We start from the raw sequence: 24,893 nt of genomic DNA on the forward strand, positions 1-24,893 counted from the left end.
CATTATTATAGTATAATAACAACTGTAAAAATAATTACCAAGGAGATACAAAATGGATACAAAATCAATAAAAACATTGCTACAGAATAGAGTGCCAAAAGAAATTGGTAGTTATAAAAGAAGTTCTGTTATGATTCTTTTATACGAAGAAAATGATGAGATTTATTTGATATTAGAAAAGCGAGCTTTGAATCTTAGACACCAACCAGGAGATATTTGTTTGCCAGGAGGAAAAATCGAAGAGGGAGAAACTCCTATAGAGGCAGCTATTAGAGAAACAGTTGAGGAGCTTGGAATAGATAAGGAAGATTTAGAAGTATATTCTGCTATGGATTATCTTATTACACCTTTTTCAGTAATAATGTATCCTTTTGTAGCTAAAATAAAGGAGCTCAAGGATACTTATAGTAAGGATGAGGTAGATTCATTAATTAAGATACCATTAAAGTTTCTACTAGAAAATGAACCTATATATCATGAAGGAGAGTTAATAGTAGATAGGGGAGAGGATTTTCCTTATGATCTTATAAGAGGAGGAGAGGGATATAAGTTTTCAAAATGTATGTATGAAACCTACTTCTATATATGGAAAGATGAGGTTATATGGGGGCATACTGCTAGAATTATTTATGAACTTATAAAAATACTAAAAAAGAATAAACCAAGTTAAGCTGGTTTATTCTTTAAAGAGTTTATTACATTTTCTTTAGCTTTTAATTCAAAGGAATCATCTAAAGGAGTAAGGTCTATTTCAATTCCTTTATGAGCTAAAGCATTTTTAATTAATCTGTCTGCAAATTCAGGATTTTTAGAAAGAAGTGGACCATGAAAATAACTTCCGTAAGTATTTTTATAAATACATCCTTCCATACCATCTTCACCGTTATTACCATAACCTGTGATGCATTTTCCAAGAGGTTTTAATCCCTCACCTAGATAAGTTCTTCCAGAGTGGTTTTCAAATCCTACATAGGTCTCATTAAAATCTTCATTATGAATCATAGTATTACCTATAAACCTATTATCTCCACCTTCTGTATAAAGGTCTAAAATATTTAAGCCATCTAACTTTTCTCCATTTGGTGCAGAATAATATTTTCCTAAAAGCTGATATCCGCCACATATAGATAAAAAAACTTTTCCATCCTCTATATAATCTCTTATGGCATCCCTTTTTTCTCCAGTTAAATCTCTTGAAACAATGGATTGCTCATAATCTTGACCGCCGCCAAAAAACACTATATCATATTCATCTTTCATAAAAGGTTCATCTAAAGAGAGATTTATTATGTTTACATTAATTCCTCTTTTTTCACATCTGTGTTTCAATATTAATATGTTTCCTAAATCACCATATACATTCAATAAATCAGGGTAAAGGTGACAAATATTTATTTCCATAACTAAACCTCCTACCAAAGTTTTTCTATATATCCTTTTGAGTGAAGATATTTTCTATAATTGATCATAGCAGTGTAAGTAGCTAAAATATAAATATTTTTACTTTCGCTAGCTAATATAGAACTTGTAAGTCCTTCATAATCCTCTTTAACTATAAACTTTTCATCATTAAGACCAGCTATTTTAAGTCTTAGAGCCATATCATACATTCTTATTCCTGAGATGAATATATCCTTTAAGTTAAGGGTGTTTAACTTTTCAAAGTGAACATCCCATATCCAAGATACATCTCTACCATCAGCATAATTATCATTAAGCAAAAAGGCTGCTGAGAACTCGTCTTTATTAAGACAAAGAGTATCTATAGCTTGATTATATCCAGCAGGATTTTTAACTAATATTATTTTAATTTCCTTATTGTTTATGGTTAATGTCTCTTGTCTACCAAAGCTAGAGGATTGATTACCTAGTGATTCAATTATTTTTTCATCTGTTAAATCAAGTTCCTTAGCAATAGAATAAGCACATAAACCATTGTAAATATTATAAACACCAGATTGAGTTAAAACCACTTCATTACCATTAAAGGTTATTTTGGAACTATCTGCAGTAAGTTCTAGAATGTTATCAACGCTATACTTAAGTTCTTCTCTCTTAAAATCACATTCTGGACAATAATAATCACCTAAATGATTGTAGGTAATAAAATTATAAGAATAAGGAGCTTTACAGAACTTACAGAACTTAGCATCAGCGTTTATATCTATTTTATTATCATCATTAACAGAAGCATTAAAACCATAATAAACTTTAGGATTTGGTAAATCTAATCGTCCAAGTAGGGACTCGTCTCCATTTAAAACTAGGGTACTGTTTGGAACCTTCTTAATTCCTTCAAGAATTTTTTCTAAGGTTGTATAAACTTCGCCATATCTATCTAATTGATCTCTAAATAGATTTGTTATTGTTATTATATCAGGAGAAATATGTTCAGTTATAAACTTAACATTAGCTTCATCAACTTCAATTACAGCATATCTTAATTCTTTAGAGAAGAACTTGTAGTTTTCAACAAAACATGAAACTATTCCAGATAACATGTTGGCTCCAGTACTATTAGTAACTACAGAAAGACCATTGTTTTTTATGATATTAGTAATCATAGAAGTAGTAGTGGTCTTACCATTAGTACCTGTTACAAGGATTACTTTATAATTTTTAGCTATATCTTTTAATATTCTTTTATTTAACTTTAAAGATACTCTACCAGGAAAATTACTTCCTCCCTTAAAGAGCTTCTTGGATAAAAATATTGTTGTTTTACCGGCTATTATACTAATTAAAGACTTAATATTAATTTTGCCCACCACCTTTAAAAATCTTTTAACATAATTTATATACACTAAAATTTTCAATTAATCAATCTTTTTAGATTATTGACTATAATATATATTTTAAATCTAATTAGAAGTATAACATAATGGATAATTTATATAAAATAAATTTGTACAACAAAATTTATAGCTTTTTAAGAAGTATTTTGTTAGAATCTACTTAGGAATTATGAAATTTTAGGAGGAAATATGGATAATTTCAAGGAAAACCTATACATGATTAAGGATAAGTGTAAGAAATTAATAAAAACACTTTATAGTAAATATAATAAGGCGGCTGAGAAATGGAGCTTCTTAAAATCTAAAACATTTGTAGGAATTGTAGTAGCAGTTTTATGTATTGTTATTTTCTCCACAGTAGCTACCCTTAAAAAGGGACGATTAACCATTGCAAATAACAAAGCAGAAACTCTTTTTTATGAAAGAGATTTTGAAAATTCTTTAGTTGAATATAAAAAGATACAAGAAGACGATAAATGGCCTATTTGGACAGTTAAAATGGCAGAGGTACACTCAGTTAAAAGAGATTACGAGCAGTCAAATAATCTATTAAAGGAAGCAATGGAAAAAAGAAATGAGATTATGGTTTCGAAAACTGAAAAACTTATAGAAAAGGATAAAGAGTTCATAAACCATGTAGTTTTTACTTATTTCATGAATAAGGATTATGATGATGCACTTAAAATAGGTGAAGAATTTTTAGATACATATGAAGGGTACAAACCTTTAATAAAAACAATGTATACAGTATATATGGTAAATGGAGAAAAAAATAAAGCAGAAGAGTTAGTTAAAGAATATCCTGTTGATGAGGAATCAGCTTATGATATAGCTGTTTTAGCTAAGATGCAGATGATTCTAAATGATTGGGACAAAGGATTAGATACATTAAAAGAAGCTTGGAATAAGGATAAAGATGAGCAGAAGGTTTTTGACATCATAGCTCAAGAAGCTGCTTATAATAAGAATTTTATATTAGAGAAATTGGTTGAGAGAGTTTCTAAAGAGCCAGAAGAACTTGCGTACAAAATGTGGATTGCCAAGGTTTATTCTATGTCTTCTGTATCGGCAGATATGGCAGACAAATATCTACAAGAGTTAGATGGAAAAGATGTTGGTAAAGTAAATATAAAAATTATAAAAGCTAAAAATTATGAGAATTTAGGAGAAAGTGAAAAAGCAGCAGAGCTTTTAGGTGAAATTACAAAAGAAAATAAAAACTCCTACATTGCATACCATACTGAAGCTTGGAACTATTATGAAAAAGGTGAATATGATAAGGCTTTAGAAATGGCTGATAAAAGCATTTTAGCTAATAAGGATTACCCAGATAATTACGGATTTTTAATACCAGATATAATGATGAAAAAAGGGAATACAGAAGAGGCTGAGCCATATTTTAGAACAGCGCTACTTAAGGAACCTTTTAATTTTAATATAATGGTTAAAATAGCTGACTTCTATTGGTATACAGCCAAGGATAGTAATGCTGCTTACGAATATTTTAACTTAGCATCATTAGTAAAACCGATGGATTCAGAAGTTAACTACAATATGGCTATGATTAAATTAACCAACAATGAAATGGATGCAGCAGTAGATTTATTAAAAAAATCAATTTCCTTAAATGAAGCAGTTCCTAAATATCATAGAACATTAGGTACCGTATATATGAATAAAGAAAAATATACTGAAGCTATAACAGAAGTTAGGTATGCATATTCAGCAGATAAGGCAGATCCTCTAACTTTAAATAATGCAGGATGTTTTTACATTTCTATAAATGGAGATTTAGATAGAGGAATGATAAACTTAAAGGCAGCATTAGATGGAAAAGATTCAATTAATGATGAGGAAATAAAAAAGGCTATAGAGGATAATTATAATAAAGCCAAAAACCTTTATGATGAATTCCAAAAAGAAACTGGAGCATCACTACCTGTTCCTGAATTTACCTTGTTTTATTAATTAATAGTGGAATTTTATTGGATTTTGTATTATGCTAAAATGAGAAAAAAGGAGGTATGTACATGTATCCAATTATATTTGAAAATTTGTATTATGATAGAATATGGGGAGGAAGAGAGTTCGAGAAATTCAGAGATAATCTTCCAGAAGGTGTTATTGGTGAGAGCTGGGATATAGCATGTCATCCAAATGGAACTGGAATAGTTGCAAATGGTGAGTATAAAGGGATGTCTTTTACTCAATTAATAGAGGAAAAAGGAATAACTTTATTAGGAACAGAAGTTAAGGGAGATAGATTTCCTCTTTTATTAAAACTTATAACTTCAAACGATAGTTTATCAGTTCAAGTTCATCCTAATGACGAATATGCATTGAAGAATGAAGGAGATTTAGGAAAAACTGAAGCTTGGTATGTAATAGATGCTAAAGAAGGTGCAAAACTTGTTGTTGGAACAAAAGACTGCACAAAGGAACAATTTGCAAAAGCCATTGAGGAAGGGAATTTAGAAAAGTATCTAAATGAAGTTCCAGTAAAGCCTGGGGATATGTTTTTTGTGAAAAGTGGATTAGTTCACGCTATTGGAGAAGGAGTATTAATAGCTGAAATTCAGCAAAATAGTGATACTACTTATAGAGTATATGATTATAATAGAGGAAGAGAAATTCACGTAGAAAAAGCTTTAGATGTAATAGATTTTTCACTTAAGGGAGAAAAGTCTAATGGGATTACAGTAAAGTATGATGGATATGAAAAAACTTATCTTTCTTTATGTGAATACTTTTCTATTGAAAAATACGATATAAAAACTGAAGTTAAAGAATTAAGTGATAAAGAAAGATTTTATCTTTTAACTTGTGTAGAAGGAAATGGTGAAATACATCATGAAAATGGTAATTTAGCCATTGCTAAAGGAGATTCAGTTTTTATTCCGGCAACATTAGGAGAATATAGTGTTAAAGGTAATTTAAAAGTTTTAAAATCTTATGTTCCAGATGTTAAAAAAGTTGAAGAAGAGATTTTAAATAACATAAGAGGATAATATATGAAAAATGACACCTGTTTTTAGGTGTCATTTTTCATATAAAGATATTCTAAAGAGGAAGGGGAAGGATGTACGTGGTATATGAAAAAAATAAAGAACAAATAAGATTAAACTAACACCATTATAAATAATTTATTATACATAGATAATCTTTCGACTAAATACAAATAAATCACTACCTATAACAATGGTTCGTTCCACCATATAAAATATTTACACAACCCTATATAACCTCACGGCTATATAACATCATTACAACACCTTATATGATGTTAGCTAAACCCTATATGATAAGTTGGAATATTAGTATAATAAGAAGTTTTAGTTTCCGACTATAAAAACACTTTTCCTAACCATATAGAATTCACTAGATCAAATATAAATCTGAATCAACTTATACTCAATTCTAGCAAGCTTAAATAAATCTAAAAGAATCATTTAAGTATTGGCTTAATCGTTATTTGTTCCATGCTATTATATTAACCTGAATTAGTTTTTATATTCTGGTAAGTTATGGAGAAAAATTAGTAACATATTTATTAAGAAACTTTCAATAAGATGGACAAGCAAAGTTATAGGTTCTATAATTAATTTTAGATTATAAATATTAGGTTAAGGAGAGAAAGAATGGGAATTGATTATTTAGTTATTTTAAAAGCTATAGTTATAGCAGTAGTTGAAGGAATAACAGAATTTATACCTATATCATCAACAGGACATATGATATTAGTTGGGAACCTTATAGATTTTAAAGGTGAATTTGCAGATATGTTTGAAGTAGTTATTCAACTAGGTGCTATTTTGGCTGTTGTCGTTCTATATTGGAAGAAGATATACACTACTGTATTAGAATTTTTTAATTTTCTTTTTGGTGGGAAAAAAGAAGCTAAAAGAGGATTTGATTTTTGGATATCGGTTTTAATAGGTACAATCCCTGCCATTATATTAGGTTTTGCATTTCATGGTATTATTAAAGAAAAATTATTTTCAACAAAAACAGTTGCTATTGGATTTATAGTAGGTGGAATTCTTTTAATATTAATTGAAAATAATTTTAGAAGAAATCTTAAATACAAAAAAAATGTTACAAGAGATATAGATAAGATATCTTTTGTTCAAGCTATAAAAGTTGGTATATTTCAATGCCTTGCTATGTGGCCTGGTATGTCAAGAAGTGCCTCTACAATTATGGGAGGATGGGTTTCCGGTTTAAGTACTCCAGTATCGGCAGAATTTTCATTCTTTTTAGCAATACCAGCTATGATAGGAGCATCAGGTCTTGATTTAATAAAATATAAAGGATATGCAACTATGACTTCAACCGAATGGTTAGCCTTGGCAGTAGGATTTGTGGTGGCATTTCTAGTAGCATTACTTGTTATTGAAGGATTTATTGCATTTTTGAAGAAAAAACCAATGAGAATTTTTGCTATTTATAGAATTTTTGCAGGAATAATATTAGTAGCATTAATAGCTACAGGTATAATTAAATAGATTGAAAAAACTATAAAGAGTATAAATAGACTTTGGTGAAATTATTATTTATGCTCTTTTCATTTAAAATGCACACAATATAAAGTTAAAAAAAGGATATAATTCATTAATATTTAACAAAGAAAAGAGATGAAAAATGTCTTTGCACTTTCAGAATATTATGATATCATTTAATTGTAACAATAGTCTGAAAATTTGCAAACGTTTTGTGAAAAGTCCTTTGAATAGTTTAAACATTAGAAAGTTTATAGTACTTTCAATGCAATATAAATTTAAGAATAACCTACAGAAGTAGAGGGGGATTAATATGGTACAAGGAATCAAAAAAATTGCACTACTAACAGGAGGCGGAGATTGTCCGGGATTAAACGCTGTAATTAGAGCAGTAACTAGAACAGCAATATTAAACTATGGGTATGAAGTTATAGGGTATAGATATGGGTATAGAGGACTATATAATAATGATTATGTTCCTTTAACATTAGAAAGTGTATCAGGGATTCTTCATAGAGGAGGAACTATTTTATATAGTTCAAACAAAGATAACCTTTTTGATTATACAGTAGAAGAAAATGGAGCCATGGTTAAAAAAGATGTTTCTGATGTAGCTGTAGAAAACATGAAAAAAGAAGGCGTAGATGTTTTAGTTGTTATAGGAGGAGATGGAACTTTAACTTCTGCAAGAGATTTTGCAAGAAAAGGTGTTAAGGTTATAGGAGTTCCTAAAACTATAGATAATGACTTGGCATCAACAGATATAACTTTTGGATTTAACACTGCTATAGGAGTTGCTACGGAGGCTTTAGACAGACTTCATACAACTGCAGAATCACATCATAGAATTATGGTTTGTGAAGTTATGGGAAGAAATGCTGGATGGATTGCATTAGAATCAGGAATAGCTGGATCAGCAGATGTAATTTTAATTCCAGAAATACCATACGATATAAATAGAGTTGTAGATAAGATAAATGAAAGAAAGCAAAATGGTAAACCATTCTCTATAGTTGTTGTGGCAGAAGGTGCTAAGTCAAAAGATGGAGATGTGGTGGTAGCTAAAATAGTCAAAGATTCTCCAGATCCAATAAGATTAGGTGGAATTGGAAATAAGTTAGCAGAAGATTTAGAGAGTATAATAAAAGAAAATGAAGTTAGATGTACAGTTTTAGGTCATGTTCAAAGAGGAGGCATTACTTCTCCATTTGATAGAATATTATCAACTAGATATGGAGTTGCAGCTGCTGATTTAATTAGTAAAGGAAAGTTTGGAAATATGGTTTGTTTAAAAGGAAATCTTATTTCATATGATTCTTTAGAAAATGTAATTGGAGCTAACAAAAATGTAAATCCTACAGGTGAGCTAGTAACTATAGCTAAAAAAATTGGTATTTCTTTTGGAGATTAAAATAAAAGCACTAATTCCCCAATGGAATTAGTGCTTTTCCCAATATAAAATTAATTCTAATAAATGTTAAAATACTTCAAAATTTTCTGATAATATGTTATAATAGATGTAGCAGAACAGAATGGAAGCTGGAGGGTATTATGAAAGAGATTAAGAGATATTTAGAGTCAAGAATAGGTAATTATAGTTTCTACTTTGAGGATTTACATTCAGGATACATGTATAGTTACAATGAAAACGTTCAAATGGTAGCGGCTGGATGTATGAAGTTGCCAATAGCTGTATCATTAATAAAATCTGTTGAGGAAGGCAGATTTACATTTTTAGATAAAATAAAGATTGAAAGTAAAGATAAAGTTTACGGTACTGGTATAATCCATGAGTTTAATGAGAGAGAATACACCATATTTGAATTACTAGTAGCTATGCTAATACAGAGTGATAATACTGCTGCTAATAAAATTATTGATTTAGTGAGTATGGAAAAAATCAATAAAGATATTAAAGAAATGGGATTAAGAAGTACTATTCTAAATAGAAAGACAACAGATGAAAGATCAGATCAAAGTGAATTAGAAAACATAACTTCAGCATATGACCTTTCAAAGATATGGAAGCATTTATATAACGGAACTTTCCTAAATAAAGAAAACAGTACTATGGTTATAGATATTTTAAGAAGACAGCAGATAAAAAATAAATTAGCATTATATATATCTGATGATTTAAAATATGATATATCATCTAAAACAGGGGATAAAAAGGGTGTAGAAAATGACACTGAACTTATCCAATTATCCAAAGGAAATTTTGTTTTCACAATTCTTTCTATGGATATTCCAAACAGTGTTTATGGAACTGTTACTTTAGCAAAATGCGGCAAGATGATGTGGGATAATGTAATGAATAACTGGCACTAAGCCATGAAATACTGATAACTCCTAGGTTCTAGGAGTTATCTTTTTTTGATTTTAGGCAAACGGCAAAAAAACGGCAAAAATTCTATTCTTTATAGAAATTTTATATTCTTAATAAGGATTCTATTAATATCCAGAATCATCAAGTTGAGATAAGAAGTAATCTCTATCAATTGGTGTCATTGCTATGATCTGGTCAATAAAAAGGGTGAAAGTAAAATCGGTATAATTAGTTTTTACTCCATTATTATTAATAATTATTACATCAGTGAGTGAAATTTTACTAGATATATAATTATCTTCTGGATCTTTATAAGGTTTACCAATAACTTGTCCAAACGAAGTTAAGAAAAGACTATCAGCATAGTCGTTTGCAATTAATAACGCTAAAAAGGAATATTCTTTTAAGGTACATTTAGTTTTTAAAAGTTCATTATATTCCACAGTAACACCACCTTTTAACAAAATTTTACCATAAGGAGATATATAATACTAGAAAGAAGAAATTGATTGTTACTTGTAATTGGGAAAATAAATAGAGATAGTAGAAGAACATAAAATCAAGTTAGTTTGATGAGCCATCTTATTTTAGTTAACAACCATAAAAATGAATAATAACCTAAACCACAGCATTATTTAGAAATGAATTTTGGGGTGTTTTTTAGTTAATAATGTAAAATATATGATATTAAAAAGAATCATACCTGTAGAAGCCTAGTTTACTACAGGTATGATTCTAAAACAGCAAATATTAAAGCAATTTTAAAGATGCTTGTTAGTACATTTTAAGAAATATAGGCTTCTCCATCACCTATAATTACAATTCTATGCTCTGGCTTTAATGATATCAAATTAAATTTTTGAGATTTAGGAGGTAGGCGTATAGCTTGTTGTGCTATCTGATCTTTATCATAAATCTGCAAAAATATAGATCCTTTTTCAGATACATTTTGAATATAGTAAAGATTACCTTCAGAAAAATTAAAGTCTGATACTTTATAAACCCCCTCTTTAAATGTATTCGTATTTGAAACTGCGTTAGCTTTAGATGGAATTAAAAATAAGAACAAAAGAATTAAAAAAGTACTAGTAAATTTCCTCATATGCATAGCCACCTTTCATAGTTATTGTGATAATATAAAAAGTTAAATATTCATAAACCGAAAAAATATTAAAAATATGATTCAACAAAAGGCTAATTTATGTATTAGCATATAATGAGGATACCAATGCTTTGGAATTAAGTATTTGCAAATTAATAAAAGAACTGTTAGAACCAGATAACCAGTTAACCAGTTAGCCAGAAATACAGAAAAACAGATAAGAATATAACCAGTTAACCAGCAAAAAACAATTAACCAAAGAAATTTTAGATAAGAGCTTCAAAAATAAAAAAAAGTCTTACTTACTGACATATTAAGAAATTTGTGAAATAAGTTAACAAAAGTTTCAGTTTATTTTAAGAAAAGAGCTGTATTATATAGATAATCGAATATTGATGAAAATTTGAGAGGAGATTGAAGATGATAAGAATATTTTCGATAATAGAGAGAAAGAGAAGAAGTTTACATAAATCCATCAATATGTATGGAATTAGTGATAATAGGGTATTAACTAAGAGTAGAGAGCTTGATAAGCTAATACTTATAGAGCAAAGGAGAAGGTTATGTTTATTAAATACTGCCAAGTATTTCAATGCATGTGCAGCGAAGTAAAGGATATTATTAAAGGTTATGATGTTGTATGTAGTGGAGAGTGTTATAATTGTAATGAGTGCAAGGACTTGACAAAAGAAGAAACTGAAGAATAAATTTTTAGGAGGATAATTATGAAAAGTACAGGAATGGTAAGAAAAGTAGACGAGCTAGGAAGAATAGTACTACCAAAGGAGTTAAGAACAGTAATGAATATAGATATCGCTGACTCCCTAGAGGTATTCACTGAGGAGAAAACAATGATTCTAAGAAAATATAATCCGGGTTGCACTATCTGCGGCAATATAAAAGGTGGACAAGACTTTAAAGGTAAGTATGTTTGTGAGGATTGCTTGGAGGGGATTAAGAAGTAGTTTTTGCCTAATAAAGGTTTTGTTTGGTATTAAAAAGAAATAAAAAGAGCTAATAGAAGAGATGATAAAATTGATGGATGTTTGTTAACAGAATGTTTATTGTAATGACACATGAAGGACACATAGTAACTCTATAATAAACTCATAAGTTGAAATTAAGTTTTTTCATTATTCTTCTCCCTTTTAATAAAGCAGTCACTGTTGCGTGGCTGCTTTATATTATTTGTATATAATACCTATTGCAAGGACTTGATGAACAATTTTAAAAAATACTCCCAAATCAGCTAAATAATGTTTAAACATTTAAAAAGAAAAAAAGAAAAACATTTAAAAAGCTGACTAGACACCAATTAATATAGAGAGATGTAATCTGAAATATTATAGATGCAGAAAAGCCTAGGAGAATATACTCTTAGGCTTTTCTATATTTAATAAATAATATAAATAATATGAGTCAATAAAACTTTCAATATTATTATATGCTCAGAAATATTTGGCGTCACAATATAGTGAGGATTTTGAATTAATTTGTAGAAAAAATTGTGGTTGTGGTATTATAATAGAGAATTTAATCTAAGGGGGAGAATAAATGAATAATAAAAGATTAGCTGCTAATTCACTTCTATTGCTAGTTGCAGCTATATGGGGTTTTGCATTTGTTGCACAAAGAACTGGGGCGAATTATGTAGGTGCATTTAGTTTTAATGGAATAAGGTTTGCAATTGGTAGTATTTCGCTTGTTCCATTAATTGTTTTTTTTGATAAAAGAAAAAAGAAAGAGAAAAAGTATGATGTTGGCTTTAAGAAATCTATATTGCCTGGAATTATAGTAGGTCTTATTCTTTATGCTGGGGCAAGCTTACAGCAGATTGGACTTATGTATACAACAGCTGGAAAGGCCAGTTTTATAACAGGTCTTTATGTGGTTTTAGTACCCATTATAGGAATTTTATTAAAACATAAAATTGAAAAAAATGCATGGCTTGGAGTAATTATTTCAGTAGTTGGTTTGTATCTATTAAGTGTTAATGAGAATTTTTCAATAGCTTATGGAGACTTGCTTGAGATTATAGGAGCTGTTTTTTGGGCTATACATATTTTAGCTATAGATTATTTTTCAGATAAGATAGATGCTCTAAAATTATCTTGTATACAGTTTGCAACTTGTTCTATATTAAGTTTAATCACTTCGGCTATATTTGAACAAACTACTTTAAGTGGGGTATCTCAGGCGTTAGTTCCAATACTCTATGGAGGAATTTTATCGGTTGGAGTGGCTTATACACTTCAAGTTGTAGCTCAAAAGAATGCCAAACCTTCTCATGCTGCAATAATATTGAGTATGGAGTCTGTGTTTGGTGCCTTAGGGGGAGTTGTTTTATTAGGTGAAACTATGAGTATTAGAGGGTATATAGGGTGTATGTTTATATTTTTGGGAATAATTTTATCTCAAATTAAATTTAGTGAGGATACTAACTTTAAATAATATTTTATTATGTTATTTAAAAAAAGTTAAAATTAGAGTATAATTAGTTATAAATTATTTAATATTGATACGCAATAAAGAGGTTGTGGCTTAGCTGCTCTTAAGGAGCGGTAAGTTGTGATCTCTTTTTATTGTAGATATTTTAAAGAGGGGATTATACAAATGAATTATTTAAATTTAATTGAACTTATTATAATAGGTATACTTATTTTAGCTTTTACCTTTCAGGTGATAAAAAATAGAAAAATAAAATATGAATATAAAAAAGCTATAGAAAAGATAGTTTCTGGAGATTTGACTTTAAATATTGAAGATAGTAAATTTATAGACAATGATTTAGGTAAAATAACTGAAAAACTAATATCTTGGATATATAATACTTTAAGATCTTCAACTAGAATTTCACAGCAGCTTAATAACATATATTCTTCTTGTACTACATCTATGGATACTGCTAAAAGTGTAGGGGAAAAAATAGATGGATTTGAACATAAGGCCGAACATACTTTTAAAAGAATTGATGAACTAAACTCACTTACTAATAATATATACAATTCACAGCAGGAGATGTACGCTCTTTCAAATAAGGTAAGAGAAAGTGCAGCTCAAACAGAAGATTCTATAAAAATGGGAGGAAAGACTGTTGAAGATGCTGTAGAAATTCTTGAAGATATGAATGTACATATGGACGATCTGATAGGTGATATAACTAATTTAGCAAATGTTACTGATACTGTTGAGAAGATGGCTGATTTAATAAGTAAGCTTGCAAAAAATATAAATCTACTATCATTAAACGCTGCAATAGAAGCTGCTAGAGCAGGTGAAAGTGGCAGAGGATTTGGTGTTGTAGCAACTGAAGTTGGAAAATTAGCGGACGAAAGTGCAGTTTATGCAAAGGATATAAGAAGCAATATAGAAAACATAAAGGTTAAAAGTAATGCGGCTGTTGAGGCAATAAATATATTAGGTGAAAAAGGCAAAAAGGTTCAGACCGCTACGAGTTCTATAAAAGAATGTTTTAATGACATAAATACTGAGGTTACGGATATAATAGGGTCAGTTCATTTAGTTTCTAAAAAGATAGAGGAGCAATTATCTTCTAACGAAAAAATTAAAGTAGTATCTGATGATGCTTCAGAATTCTTTAAAGATTTTAATGTTGAAGTTAATAATATAGTTGTAGATATAAAGAAGCAATATGAATTAGAAAGATTAAATATTGATAGTTGTGATAATATGTCTAAAGATATTAAAACATTGCTAGAATTTACTCAAGAATTTGAAAATATTATTTCAGAAAAACTAATAAGCCATTGTGAAGTTTTAGCAAAGCAGATGTGCAGTGAAAAGATAAACAACGAGTTTCTTGATAAATATTCAACTGAAAGTGGAATATCAGAATTTTACATAACAGATGGGGACGGGGTTACAATATTATCAAATAATAAGTTTGGAATAGGATTTAGATTTACTGAGGATGAAAGTTCACAAGCTCATGTATTTAGGAATATACTTAAAGATAACAAACTTATAGTAACTCAAAACTTTATGAAAAGAGATGTGGATGATAAATACTATAAGTTTGTTGCTATATCGAGGAAAGATGGAAAAGGAATTGTACAAGCGGGGCTTGATCTTGAGGACATACTAAAATTAAAAATATAAGAATTAAAATTCTAAACCACCCAAATTTTTTGTCAACATAAATTTTTATTTTAAAGTAAAAATAGCTTAGTTACAAGCTTTAGATAGAATGATATAATTAGATTACAAATTTAAAGATATTGATTTCAAAAGCATATAAAGGTGGGTTAGTATGGAATCAGCAAAAAATAATAAAGTATACTCATTTTTGAAGGAAAAGAGAGCAAGCAAGAGAATTGATTTTGACTTAGAAATCATGTATCCGAGAATAAATGATAAAAATGTAAATAATCCTAGCGGAGATCCTATTATGAGAGCGCTGAATATATCTGAGGCAGGAATCTGTATAAGCAGCGATATTCCACTGAAAAAGGGGGATTTTTTAGATATTCTTCTATCTATTAAGGGAAGCCCCTCTTTTACAGCTATTATGGAAATAAAATGGGTAGGATATGATGATAAAGCTTTTCTAACTGGGGGAGAGTTTTTATGTTTGACAATGGATCAAATAAATACAATTAGAAGTTTTGTTAATAAATCTTTGGAAAGTTAATAAAGAGTATAGCTCTTAAATTTAGTACAGGGCTATTGACAATAGGTTATATTTTTGCTATTCTCTATGTAATATAGAGCCTTTAATTTGATCCAGAGAGGTCAGTAAGGAAGCAAAGTTACCCATACATAAATGGACGTATTACGCCTTCCTTTAAATAGGAAGGCTTTTTTATTGCAAAGGAATTGAGCTACTGCTAGTTGGTAGATGCACAAAAAATTGCCAGATGTCCCTTTAAATTTAACACAGAGAGGTTAAAAAGGAGGAAATTATGAATAAAATTAAACATTTAATAGATCCTATGGATCTGACTGTAGAAGAGCTAAACGAAATTTTTAATTTAGCTGAGGATATTATAAAATGTCCTAAAGAATATTCAAGTCTAATGCAGGGAAGAATCCTTGCCACTCTATTCTATGAACCAAGCACAAGAACTAGATTTTCCTTTGAAGCTGCTATGATGAGGCTTGGAGGAAGTGTATTAGGTTTCTCAGAACCAAATTCCTCATCTGTTTCAAAAGGGGAAAGTCTTTCTGATACTATTCAAATAGTTTCTACCTATTCAGATATTATTGCAATGAGACATCCAAAAGAAGGTTCAGCAAAGGTTGCAACCATGTTCTCAAGTGTTCCAGTTATAAATGCAGGTGATGGTGGACATCAGCACCCAACCCAAACTCTTACTGATTTGTTATCCATAAGAAATTTAAAAGAGAGTATAGAAAATAACGTTATAGGAATATGTGGTGATTTAAAGTTTGGAAGAACTGTTCATTCACTTTTAAAAGCCATGTCTAGATATAAAAATAATAAGTTTATATTAATATCACCAAAAGAACTTACAATTCCAGAATATATAAGAGAAGAAATACTTATAGAAAACAATATAGAATTCATGGAAGTTGAAAGATTAGAGGATGTAATTGATAAATTAGATATCTTATATATGACTAGAGTTCAAAAAGAAAGATTCTTTAATGAAGAGGAGTATATAAGATTAAAAGATAGCTATATTTTAGATAAAAACAAGATGAAGTTAGCTAAAAAGGATATGATAGTACTTCATCCACTACCTAGATTAAATGAGATTTCAAAAGAGGTGGATAACGATCCAAGAGCATGTTACTTCAAACAAGCTGAGTATGGAATGTATGTAAGAATGGCACTTATATTAAAGCTTTTGGAGGTGAAGTAATGCTTAAGATAACCACAATTAAAAAGGGAATAGTAATGGATCATATAAAAGCAGGAACTGGGATAAAGATATTTAATCATCTAGAACTTGATAAGGTTGAATACCCAGTGGCATTAATTATGAATGTAGAAAGCTCTAAACTCGGTAGAAAAGATATTATAAAGATTGAGGATAATGTATCTCTAGACTACACATTTTTAAGATTATTATCGCCAACTATAACAATTAATATAGTAGAAGATGAAAGAATAGTAGATAAGATAAAGCCAACTTTACCAGAGAAGGTTGTAAATATAATTTCATGTAGAAATCCAAGATGCATAACTACAATAGAGAAAGATATACCACAGGTTTTTAATCTTACTAGTAAAGAAAAAGGTGTATATAGATGTGACTATTGTTATGAAACTAGTGAATTTTGCAATTTGTAAACTGGAGGGAAAGGTATGAATTTACTGATAAAAAATGTAAATATAGTAGATGAGAGCCATGATTTTTATGGAGATTTATATATAGAAAATGGAAAGATAAAAGAAATTGGATTAGATATTAAAAGAGAGTGTGAAACCTTAGAGGGAAATGGATTAACTTTAATGCCAAGCTTTATAGATATGCACGTTCATTTTAGAGATCCAGGTTTTACTTATAAAGAAGATATTGAAACAGGATCAAGAGCTGTTTTAAGAGGGGGATTTACCTATGTAAACTTAATGGCAAACACTAATCCTATATGTTCAAGTCTAGAGGTTTTAGAGTATGTAAATAATAAAGCTAAGGAAATAGGGCTTATAGATTTACATCAATGTTTATCTATAACTAAAGATTTTGATGGAAAGACTTTAACGCCTCTAAAGGAGCTCTCAGGAAATAAGCTAATAAAAGCAATTTCTGATGACGGTAAAGGTGTTATGGGTTCAAGAACAATGATGGATGCTATGAATATAGCTCGTGAAAATAATTGGGTAGTAATTTCTCATGCTGAAGATCATGAGTTTTCAGATATAGATATGAGACTAGCTGAAAATATGATGACCTGGAGAGATATAAGTTTAGCTAAATATACAGGTGCAAAACTTCACATGGCACATGTAAGTACCAAAGAGGCTATGGAATATATAATTGAAGCTAAATCAAATGGGTATAGCAATATAACTTTAGAAGTAACTCCTCATCATATTGCTTTAAATACAGAGATGTCAAACTATAGAGTGAATCCACCTATAAGAGAAGAGGAAGATAGAAAGTTTTTAATAGACGCTATAAAAAAGGGCTATGTGGATGCTATTGGAACAGACCACGCCCCTCATAGTAAAGAGGACAAAGAAAAAGGAGCACCTGGAATGGTGGGATTGGAAACAGCTTTTTCTATAAGCTATACAACTTTAGTAAAAGAAAATAACCTTTCTTTAAATAACTTAAGCAAGCTTATGTCTGGAAGACCAGGAGAGATTTTAGGAATAAAAAAAGGAAAGCTTACGCCAGGTTATGACGGAGATGTAGTTTTGGTAGATTTAAATAAAAAGACTAAAGTTAATTCAGAAGAGTTTGCTTCTAAAAGCAAGAATACGCCATTTGAAGGAATGGAGTATTATGGCGAAGTTGTTACTACTATAAAAGGTGGAAAAATATCGTATAAAAGGTAGGGGGATATATGAATATTATTGATAGATTATATAAAAGTGTTGAGGTAAAGGGTGTAGTATGTATAGGCTTAGATACAAGTATAGAATATGTTCCAGAATATATAATGGAAACATCAAAAAATGAAGCAGATGCAATATTTAACTTTAATAAAGAGATAATAGATGAAACCTTAGATGTTGCTGCTTGTTATAAAGTTCAGATAGCTTACTACGAAGCGTTAGGACTAAAAGGACTCGATGCTTATAAAAGAACACTTGAATACTTAAGAGAAAAGAATGCTATAATTATCGCTGATATTAAAAGAGGGGATATAGCAGCTACTGCTAAAATGTATGCTAAAGCACATTTTGAAGGGGATTTTGAAGCTGATTTTATAACTTTAAGTCCATATATGGGAATGGATTCAATAGAGCCATATCTACCTTACATGAAGGATGGTAAAAAAGGAGTATTTTCCTTAGTCAGAACTTCTAATCCAGGAGCAGAGGATATAGAATTTTTAGATACTACTAAAGGGCATAAGGTATATCATGAGGTTGGGGATAGACTTTGTAATATAGGTAATGATTATCTAGGTGAGTATGGCTATTCACAAATAGGTGGAGTACTAGGATGTACACATAAAGAAGAGGCAAAAGAATTAAGAGAGAGATTTAAAAATATGTTTTTCTTAATACCTGGTTATGGAGCTCAAGGTGGAAAGGCTGAAGACGTGGCTATGTACTTAAATAATGGCAATGGGGGAGTTGTCAACTCATCAAGAAAGATTCTTTTAGCTTATAAAGAAGGAAATGGTAATGAAAGAGTAGGATATTACGCTAGATTAGAAGCAATTAGAATGAGAGATGAGATTAGAGAAGCAATAAGTAGTAAATTCTAGGAGGGCTTTATGAATTATAAATTAGTTGAAGTTATAGAGAATAAAGAAATATGTTCAGGGATATTTAGTCTTAAAATTAAAGAAGAAGTTAAAGGAAAAGCTGGACAGTTTTATATGTTAAAACTTCAAGGAGGAACCTTACTTCCAAGACCAATATCTTTATGTGAATGGGAAGATGGTGTAGCAACCTTTTTATATGCTGTAGTTGGAAATGGAACTAAAGAATATAAAGCTCTTAAAGCTGGACAAACAATAAATGTTACAGGGCCTTTAGGAAATGGGTTTACTACAGATAGAGATTTGGGGAAAGTGGCATTAGTTGCAGGAGGAATTGGTACAGCACCATTTTTACAAGTATCTAAAGAATTAAGAAGTAATTTCCCAAGAAATATTATTGACATGTATGCAGGTTTTAGAGAAGAAGTATATCTTATAGAGGAACTAAAAGAATACTGTAATGAAGTTAACATAGCTACTAATACAGGGAGGTTTGGGGTAAAAGGTTTTGTTACAGATATTTTAGATTTAGATAAATATGATACAGTACTTTGCTGTGGACCTGAGATTATGATGAAAAAGGTTGTAGATATGGCTAAGGAAAAAGGTAAAAACATATATGTTTCTTTAGAAAAGCATATGGCTTGTGGGGTTGGTGCATGTTTAGTATGTACTTGTAAAACTAAAGAAGGTAATAAACGAACTTGCAAAGATGGTCCTGTTTTTGATGGATACTTTGTGGAATTATAAGGGGGCTAATTAATATGATAAATGTTAATATAAATGGAGTTGAGTTTAAAAATCCAGTAATAGCGGCCTCAGGTACTTTTGGGTTTGGGGAAGAGTACAATAATTTTTATGATGTTGGAATGTTAGGTGGGATTTCTTCGAAAGGATTAACCATAAATCCTAAGGAAGGAAATGATGGAATTAGAGTTTATGAAACTCCTATGGGGATGATGAATTCTGTAGGACTTCAAAATCCAGGAATAGATAGGTTCATTGAAGTTGAACTTCCTAAGATGAAAAGATATAATACTAATATTTTAGCTAATGTTGGTGGGGCAACAATTGAAGATTATGAAATGGCTTGTGAGAAGCTAAACCAAACTGATATTGATATAATAGAACTTAATATATCCTGTCCAAACGTAAAGTCAGGTGGAATGGCTTTTGGAATTAAAGGATGTATTGCAGCAGAAGTTGTTTCAAAGATAAAGAAGATAACAAATAAACCTTTAATGGTTAAGCTTTCACCTAATGCAGAGGATATAGTTGATATGGCTTATTCTTGTGTAAATGCTGGAGCAGATTCGCTATCACTGGTAAATACCTTTAAAGGATTAGCTATAGATATAAATAAAAGAAAACCAGTTTTTAATAACGTTTTTGCAGGAGTGTCTGGTCCAGCAATTAAACCTATAGCCTTAAGGATGGTGTACGAAGTCTCAAAGGCTGTTAATGTGCCGATAGTGGGACTTGGAGGAATTTTAGATTATAAGGATGCTATAGAATTTATGATGGCTGGGGCAACAGCCATACAGATTGGAACTATTAACTTCTCAAATCCACTTGCTGGTAAAGAAATAATTAAGGGAATAGAAGAGTTTTTAGTTAAAGAAGGCATAAAAGATATAAATGATATCATAGGAATTGCTAAAATATAGATATATTGATAGGAGTGTAAACATGGAAGCATATAAAAAAGAATTTATAGAGTTTATGATAGAGTGTGGAGTATTAACTTTTGGAGACTTTGTAACAAAAAGCGGAAGGAAAACCCCTTTCTTTGTAAATACAGGGAATTATAAAACAGGTAGTCAGCTAAGTAAATTAGGAGACTTTTATGCAAAAGCAATAAAAGATAATTTTGTAGATACTTACGATGTAGTTTTTGGTCCTGCTTATAAAGGAATACCATTAAGTGTAACTACTTCTATATCATTATCAAAACTATATGGGATTGATAAAAGATATTGCTCTAATAGAAAAGAGATAAAAGATCATGGAGATAAAGGTATTCTATTAGGTAGTAATCTTAATGATGGAGATAGAGTTTTAATCGTTGAAGACGTAACTACCGCTGGAACATCAATATACGAAACTATGCCTATATTAAAGTCTCAAGGAGATGTAACTGTAGAAGGACTTATAATTTCTGTAGATAGAATGGAAAGAGGACAAGGAGATAATTCAGCTTTAGTTGAGATAAGAGAAAAGTTTGGATTTAAAACTTGTGCAATTGTAACAATGAAAGAAGTTATAAACTATCTTTACAACAAAGAAATCAACGGTAAAATATATATTGATGATGAGATTATGGGTAGAATAGAAGAATATTATAAAACATATGGAGCTAAATAAAACAAATTGTTAAACATTTATCAATTAAAACCTTATCATTTTCATATATTGGAATTAAACGATAATTATTATTAACGATAAATGAATATTTGTTTCAAATGGAAAAACCTATTAACAAATTGATAATTATAGGTTATAATAAAAGCGTAATCTTTTACCAGGAGGAATGAATATGTTTAAACAATGGAATGGTTTCAGTGAGGGAGTATGGCAAGAGAGAATTGACGTTAGAAACTTCATACAAAAAAATTATACACCTTATGAAGGAGATGACTCTTTCTTAGAAGGTATATCTGATAAAACTAAAAATGTTTGGGAAAAATCAAGTAATCTTATAGTTGAAGAAATAAAAAAAGGTATAATTGACGTAGCTACTGATAGAATATCAGGAATTGACAGTTATGAAGCTGGATATATTGATAAAGAAAATGAAGTAGTAGTAGGACTTCAAACTGATGCTCCACTTAAAAGAATTGTAAATCCTTTTGGTGGATGGAGAATGGTTGAACAATCATTAGAAGCTTATGGATTTAAGATGGATGAACAAATAAGCGAGTTCTTCCCTAAATATAGAAAAACTCATAACCAAGGGGTTTTTGATGCTTATACTGATGAAATAAGATGGGCTAGAAGTGCTGGTCTATTAACTGGTCTTCCAGACGCTTACGGTAGAGGTAGAATAATAGGCGACTATAGAAGAGTTGCTTTATACGGTATTGATTTCTTAATTCAAGAAAAGAAAAAAGACTTAAAAGCTCTTAAAGGCGATATGTTAGATGAGCTTATAAGAAAAAGAGAAGAAGTTTCTGAACAAATAAGAGCACTAAGTGCTATAAAGAGTATGGCAGCAAAATATGGTGTTGATTTATCAGAACCTGCTTCAAATGCTCAAGAAGCTGTTCAAGCTGTTTACTTAGCTTATCTTTCAGCAGTAAAAGAAAATAATGGAGCGGCTATGTCTCTTGGAAGAACTGCTACATTTTTAGATGTATATATCGAAAGAGATTTAAAAGCTGGTGTTATCACTGAATTAGAAGCTCAAGAAATAATCGACCAATTTATAATTAAGTTAAGATTAGTAAGACATTTAAGAACACCAGAATATAATGATTTATTTGCAGGAGATCCAACTTGGGTAACTGAGTCATTAGGTGGTATGGGAGTTAACGGTAATACATTAGTTACTAAAAACTCTTTCAGATATCTACATACTTTAACTAATTTAGGATCAGCTCCAGAACCAAATATGACAGTATTATGGTCTGATAAATTACCAGAAGGATTCAAAAAATACTGTGCAAAAATGTCAATATTAACAGACTCAATTCAATATGAAAATGATGAGGTTATGAGACCTGTATATGGAGACGACTATGCAATTGCTTGTTGCGTATCTGCTATGAGAGTAGGAAAGCAAATGCAATTCTTTGGTGCTAGATGTAACCTTGCTAAAGCTTTACTTTACACTATAAATGGTGGAGTAGATGAGAAGAAAGGTACAGTAGTTATCCAAGGTTTAGAAAAAATTGAGGATGAAGTACTTGATTTTGAAAAAGTAAAAAATAATTACTACAAAGTATTAGACTATGTAGCTAAGCTATATGTTGATACAATGAATATAATTCACTGCATGCATGATAAATATGCTTATGAAGCAGGTCAAATGGCTCTTCATGATACAGAAGTAGGTAGATTAATGGCATTTGGTATAGCTGGACTTTCAGTAGTTGCTGACTCTTTAAGTGCTATAAAGTACGCAAAAGTTAAGCCTATAAGAGAAAATGGAATAGCTGTTGACTTTGAAATAGAAGGAGAATTCCCTAAATACGGAAATGACGATGCTAGAGTTGATGATATAGCTGTAGAATTAGTTAATAAATTCTCTAAAGAATTAAAGAAACATCCTTTATATAGAGATGCTAAACATACACTATCGGTTTTAACTATAACTTCAAACGTTGTTTATGGTAAGAAAACAGGAGCTACACCAGATGGAAGAAAAGCTGGAGAAGCATTTGCTCCAGGTGCTAACCCAATGCATGGAAGAGATATTAACGGAGCTTTAGCTTCATTAAACTCAGTAGCTAAGATACCTTATAACGAAGTTTGTGAAGATGGAGTATCTAATACTTTCTCTATAGTACCTCAAGCTTTAGGAAAAGAAGATGAACAACAAGTAACTAACTTAGTTGGAGTTCTTGATGGATATTTCACTCAAGGAGCTCATCACTTAAATGTTAATGTATTAAATAGAGCAACTTTAATGGATGCTATGGAAAATCCAGAAAAGTACCCTACTTTAACAATAAGAGTATCAGGTTATGCTGTTAACTTTAATAGATTAACAAAAAATCAACAAATGGAAGTTATAAGCAGAACTTTCCACGAAAGTTTATAAGATTTAAGGAAGCTAGTTTACTAGCTTCCTTATAAATTTAGGAGGAGTGTATTTATGATAAAAGGCAACATACATTCTATAGAAACTATGGGGCTTGTAGATGGGCCCGGAATAAGAGTTGTTGTATTTTTTCAAGGATGTGCATTAAGATGTACATTCTGTCATAATCCAGATACTTGGGCTATTTCAGGAGGGGAAAGTATAACTCCTGTAGAGCTTGTTGATAAAATTGAAAGATATAAGACCTACTTTAAAAACTCAGGTGGAGGAGTGACTTTTTCAGGAGGAGAACCACTACTTCAACCAGACTTTTTAATTGAAGTTCTGAAGTTGTGTAGAGAAAGAGGGATACATACAACCATTGATACAGCTGGAGTAGGTGCAGGTAGATACGAAGAAATATTAAGGTATGTAGATTTGATTCTTTTTGATATTAAGCATTATAATCCTAAGGAATATAGTGAAATAACAGGACGAGAAGTTAAGGAAAGTTTGAAGTTTTTAGAAATTGCTCAAGAAATGAATATTAAGATGTGGATACGTCATGTGGTTATGCCTGGAGTTACGGACACAGTTGAAGATATGCAAAACTTAGCAGATTTTATTAAAGAGTTAAAAAATGTAGATAAAATAGAACTTTTACCATATCACCTATTAGGAACTAACAAATATGAAATATTAAACATGAAATATAAGCTAGAGGGAATGCCTGCTATGGATAAGGCTAAAGCTAAAGAACTAGAGAAAATTTTAATAGATTTAGTCAAAAAATAAAAAACATCAGCTGAGGCTGATGTTTTTTTCTATTCTACTACAGAGAATTCATCTTTACCTACTCCGCAAAGTGGGCATACCCAATCTTCTGGAATATCTTCAAAAGAAGTTCCTGGAGCTATTCCATTGTCCTCGTCGCCTATTGCTGGATCGTATACATATCCACAAACATCACAAATATAACTTTTCATAGTAATTACCTCCATTGTTAAATAATAATAATTATTATTACCTGTGAGTATATTATACCATATAGTATAATAAT

At 30.2% G+C, this 24,893-nt stretch carries 26 protein-coding genes; 21 read left to right on the forward strand and 5 right to left on the reverse strand.

The genetic code is table 11. From position 1 onward, the window contains the following. The first annotated feature begins 52 nt into the window (after window positions 1–52). Entirely contained in the window at window positions 53–670 is a 618-nt protein-coding gene (locus P8F83_RS04015) for an NUDIX hydrolase (RefSeq protein ID WP_326513562.1), read from the forward strand. Here P8F83_RS04015 and P8F83_RS04020 read toward each other — a convergent pair. Both P8F83_RS04020 and P8F83_RS04025 read right to left on the reverse strand, forming a co-directional pair. After that, entirely contained in the window at window positions 667–1,401 is a 735-nt protein-coding gene (locus P8F83_RS04020) for a type 1 glutamine amidotransferase (RefSeq protein WP_021802385.1), read from the reverse strand. The genes P8F83_RS04015 and P8F83_RS04020 overlap by 4 nt on opposite strands. Window positions 1,402–1,412: 11 nt before the next feature. Beyond that, window positions 1,413–2,768: a Mur ligase family protein gene (locus P8F83_RS04025; protein ID WP_326514817.1), complete on the reverse strand. Its 1,356-nt coding sequence runs from the start codon at window positions 2,766–2,768 to the stop codon at window positions 1,413–1,415. A 216-nt stretch (window positions 2,769–2,984) separates the two neighbouring features. Between P8F83_RS04025 and P8F83_RS04030 the strand changes: the two genes are divergently transcribed. The 5 genes from P8F83_RS04030 to P8F83_RS04050 all read left to right on the forward strand — a co-directional run bounded on the left by P8F83_RS04030 (window position 2,985) and on the right by P8F83_RS04050 (window position 9,625). Next, window positions 2,985–4,763 (forward strand): tetratricopeptide repeat protein, encoded by a 1,779-nt coding sequence (locus tag P8F83_RS04030; protein ID WP_326513563.1) that lies wholly within the window; start codon window positions 2,985–2,987, stop codon window positions 4,761–4,763. Window positions 4,764–4,825: 62 nt separating this feature from the next. Continuing rightward, the gene (gene manA, locus P8F83_RS04035) at window positions 4,826–5,803 is read left to right on the forward strand and encodes a mannose-6-phosphate isomerase, class I (RefSeq protein ID WP_326513564.1); all 978 of its coding nucleotides are present in this window, start codon (window positions 4,826–4,828) and stop codon (window positions 5,801–5,803) included. Window positions 5,804–6,433: 630 nt separating this feature from the next. Continuing rightward, entirely contained in the window at window positions 6,434–7,300 is an 867-nt protein-coding gene (locus P8F83_RS04040) for an undecaprenyl-diphosphate phosphatase (protein WP_326513565.1), read from the forward strand. Window positions 7,301–7,607: 307 nt separating this feature from the next. Further along, window positions 7,608–8,705 carry a 6-phosphofructokinase gene (locus tag P8F83_RS04045; RefSeq protein ID WP_073016907.1) on the forward strand — a complete coding sequence of 366 codons (1,098 nt, stop codon included), beginning with the start codon at window positions 7,608–7,610 and terminating at the stop codon, window positions 8,703–8,705. A gap of 140 nt (window positions 8,706–8,845) precedes the next feature. Further along, window positions 8,846–9,625, forward strand: coding sequence for a serine hydrolase (locus P8F83_RS04050; RefSeq protein ID WP_021802379.1), 780 nt, complete (start codon window positions 8,846–8,848; stop codon window positions 9,623–9,625). 123 nt (window positions 9,626–9,748) lie between these two features. Here the strand turns inward: P8F83_RS04050 and P8F83_RS04055 are convergent, their stop codons facing one another. Continuing rightward, window positions 9,749–10,087 (reverse strand): hypothetical protein, encoded by a 339-nt coding sequence (locus P8F83_RS04055; RefSeq protein WP_326513566.1) that lies wholly within the window; start codon window positions 10,085–10,087, stop codon window positions 9,749–9,751. A 320-nt stretch (window positions 10,088–10,407) separates the two neighbouring features. Beyond that, a complete protein-coding gene (locus P8F83_RS04060; RefSeq protein WP_326513567.1) occupies window positions 10,408–10,725 on the reverse strand; it encodes a hypothetical protein in 318 nt (105 codons plus the stop codon). A gap of 420 nt (window positions 10,726–11,145) precedes the next feature. Between P8F83_RS04060 and P8F83_RS23530 the strand changes: the two genes are divergently transcribed. The 15 genes from P8F83_RS23530 (at window position 11,146) to pflA (ending at window position 24,628) form a co-directional block, all read left to right on the forward strand. Continuing rightward, window positions 11,146–11,337: an aspartyl-phosphate phosphatase Spo0E family protein gene (locus P8F83_RS23530; RefSeq protein ID WP_420022604.1), complete on the forward strand. Its 192-nt coding sequence runs from the start codon at window positions 11,146–11,148 to the stop codon at window positions 11,335–11,337. Then, window positions 11,289–11,432, forward strand: coding sequence for a hypothetical protein (locus tag P8F83_RS04065; protein WP_175550846.1), 144 nt, complete (start codon window positions 11,289–11,291; stop codon window positions 11,430–11,432). Before P8F83_RS23530 ends, P8F83_RS04065 begins: the two co-directional genes overlap by 49 nt. Before the next feature lie 18 nt (window positions 11,433–11,450). Then, window positions 11,451–11,690 (forward strand): AbrB/MazE/SpoVT family DNA-binding domain-containing protein, encoded by a 240-nt coding sequence (locus P8F83_RS04070; RefSeq protein WP_073016897.1) that lies wholly within the window; start codon window positions 11,451–11,453, stop codon window positions 11,688–11,690. Between the two features lie 589 nt (window positions 11,691–12,279). Continuing rightward, window positions 12,280–13,176 (forward strand): DMT family transporter, encoded by an 897-nt coding sequence (locus P8F83_RS04075; protein ID WP_286908119.1) that lies wholly within the window; start codon window positions 12,280–12,282, stop codon window positions 13,174–13,176. A gap of 162 nt (window positions 13,177–13,338) precedes the next feature. Then, window positions 13,339–14,844, forward strand: a complete 1,506-nt coding sequence (locus tag P8F83_RS04080; RefSeq protein WP_326513568.1) for a methyl-accepting chemotaxis protein — start codon at window positions 13,339–13,341, stop codon at window positions 14,842–14,844. Window positions 14,845–14,995: 151 nt separating this feature from the next. Continuing rightward, window positions 14,996–15,376 (forward strand): PilZ domain-containing protein, encoded by a 381-nt coding sequence (locus P8F83_RS04085; RefSeq protein ID WP_326513569.1) that lies wholly within the window; start codon window positions 14,996–14,998, stop codon window positions 15,374–15,376. Window positions 15,377–15,647: 271 nt separating this feature from the next. Further along, on the forward strand, window positions 15,648–16,571 hold the full coding sequence (gene pyrB, locus P8F83_RS04090) for an aspartate carbamoyltransferase (protein WP_326513570.1): 924 nt from the start codon (window positions 15,648–15,650) through the stop codon (window positions 16,569–16,571). Further along, window positions 16,571–17,002: an aspartate carbamoyltransferase regulatory subunit gene (locus P8F83_RS04095; protein WP_326513571.1), complete on the forward strand. Its 432-nt coding sequence runs from the start codon at window positions 16,571–16,573 to the stop codon at window positions 17,000–17,002. The genes pyrB and P8F83_RS04095 overlap by 1 nt, the downstream gene beginning before the upstream one ends. 15 nt (window positions 17,003–17,017) lie before the next feature. Continuing rightward, window positions 17,018–18,214: a dihydroorotase gene (locus P8F83_RS04100; protein ID WP_326513572.1), complete on the forward strand. Its 1,197-nt coding sequence runs from the start codon at window positions 17,018–17,020 to the stop codon at window positions 18,212–18,214. Window positions 18,215–18,222: 8 nt separating this feature from the next. Beyond that, window positions 18,223–19,095 (forward strand): orotidine-5'-phosphate decarboxylase, encoded by an 873-nt coding sequence (gene pyrF, locus P8F83_RS04105; protein WP_326513573.1) that lies wholly within the window; start codon window positions 18,223–18,225, stop codon window positions 19,093–19,095. A 9-nt stretch (window positions 19,096–19,104) separates the two neighbouring features. Then, window positions 19,105–19,842, forward strand: a complete 738-nt coding sequence (locus P8F83_RS04110) for a dihydroorotate dehydrogenase electron transfer subunit (RefSeq protein ID WP_326513574.1) — start codon at window positions 19,105–19,107, stop codon at window positions 19,840–19,842. Between the two features lie 14 nt (window positions 19,843–19,856). Continuing rightward, window positions 19,857–20,759 carry a dihydroorotate dehydrogenase gene (locus P8F83_RS04115; RefSeq protein WP_326513575.1) on the forward strand — a complete coding sequence of 301 codons (903 nt, stop codon included), beginning with the start codon at window positions 19,857–19,859 and terminating at the stop codon, window positions 20,757–20,759. A gap of 22 nt (window positions 20,760–20,781) precedes the next feature. Beyond that, window positions 20,782–21,456: an orotate phosphoribosyltransferase gene (gene pyrE, locus P8F83_RS04120; protein ID WP_326513576.1), complete on the forward strand. Its 675-nt coding sequence runs from the start codon at window positions 20,782–20,784 to the stop codon at window positions 21,454–21,456. Between the two features lie 172 nt (window positions 21,457–21,628). Next, window positions 21,629–23,854, forward strand: a complete 2,226-nt coding sequence (gene pflB / locus P8F83_RS04125) for a formate C-acetyltransferase (protein WP_326513577.1) — start codon at window positions 21,629–21,631, stop codon at window positions 23,852–23,854. A gap of 54 nt (window positions 23,855–23,908) precedes the next feature. Further along, a complete protein-coding gene (pflA, locus tag P8F83_RS04130; protein ID WP_326513578.1) occupies window positions 23,909–24,628 on the forward strand; it encodes a pyruvate formate-lyase-activating protein in 720 nt (239 codons plus the stop codon). A 29-nt stretch (window positions 24,629–24,657) separates the two neighbouring features. Here pflA and rd read toward each other — a convergent pair whose 3' ends face one another. Then, window positions 24,658–24,819, reverse strand: coding sequence for a rubredoxin (gene rd / locus P8F83_RS04135; protein WP_073016866.1), 162 nt, complete (start codon window positions 24,817–24,819; stop codon window positions 24,658–24,660). Window positions 24,820–24,893: the final 74 nt, after the last annotated feature.

This window comes from Clostridium intestinale, from assembly GCF_035905475.1.
GTDB lineage: Bacteria > Bacillota > Clostridia > Clostridiales > Clostridiaceae > Clostridium_T > Clostridium_T intestinale.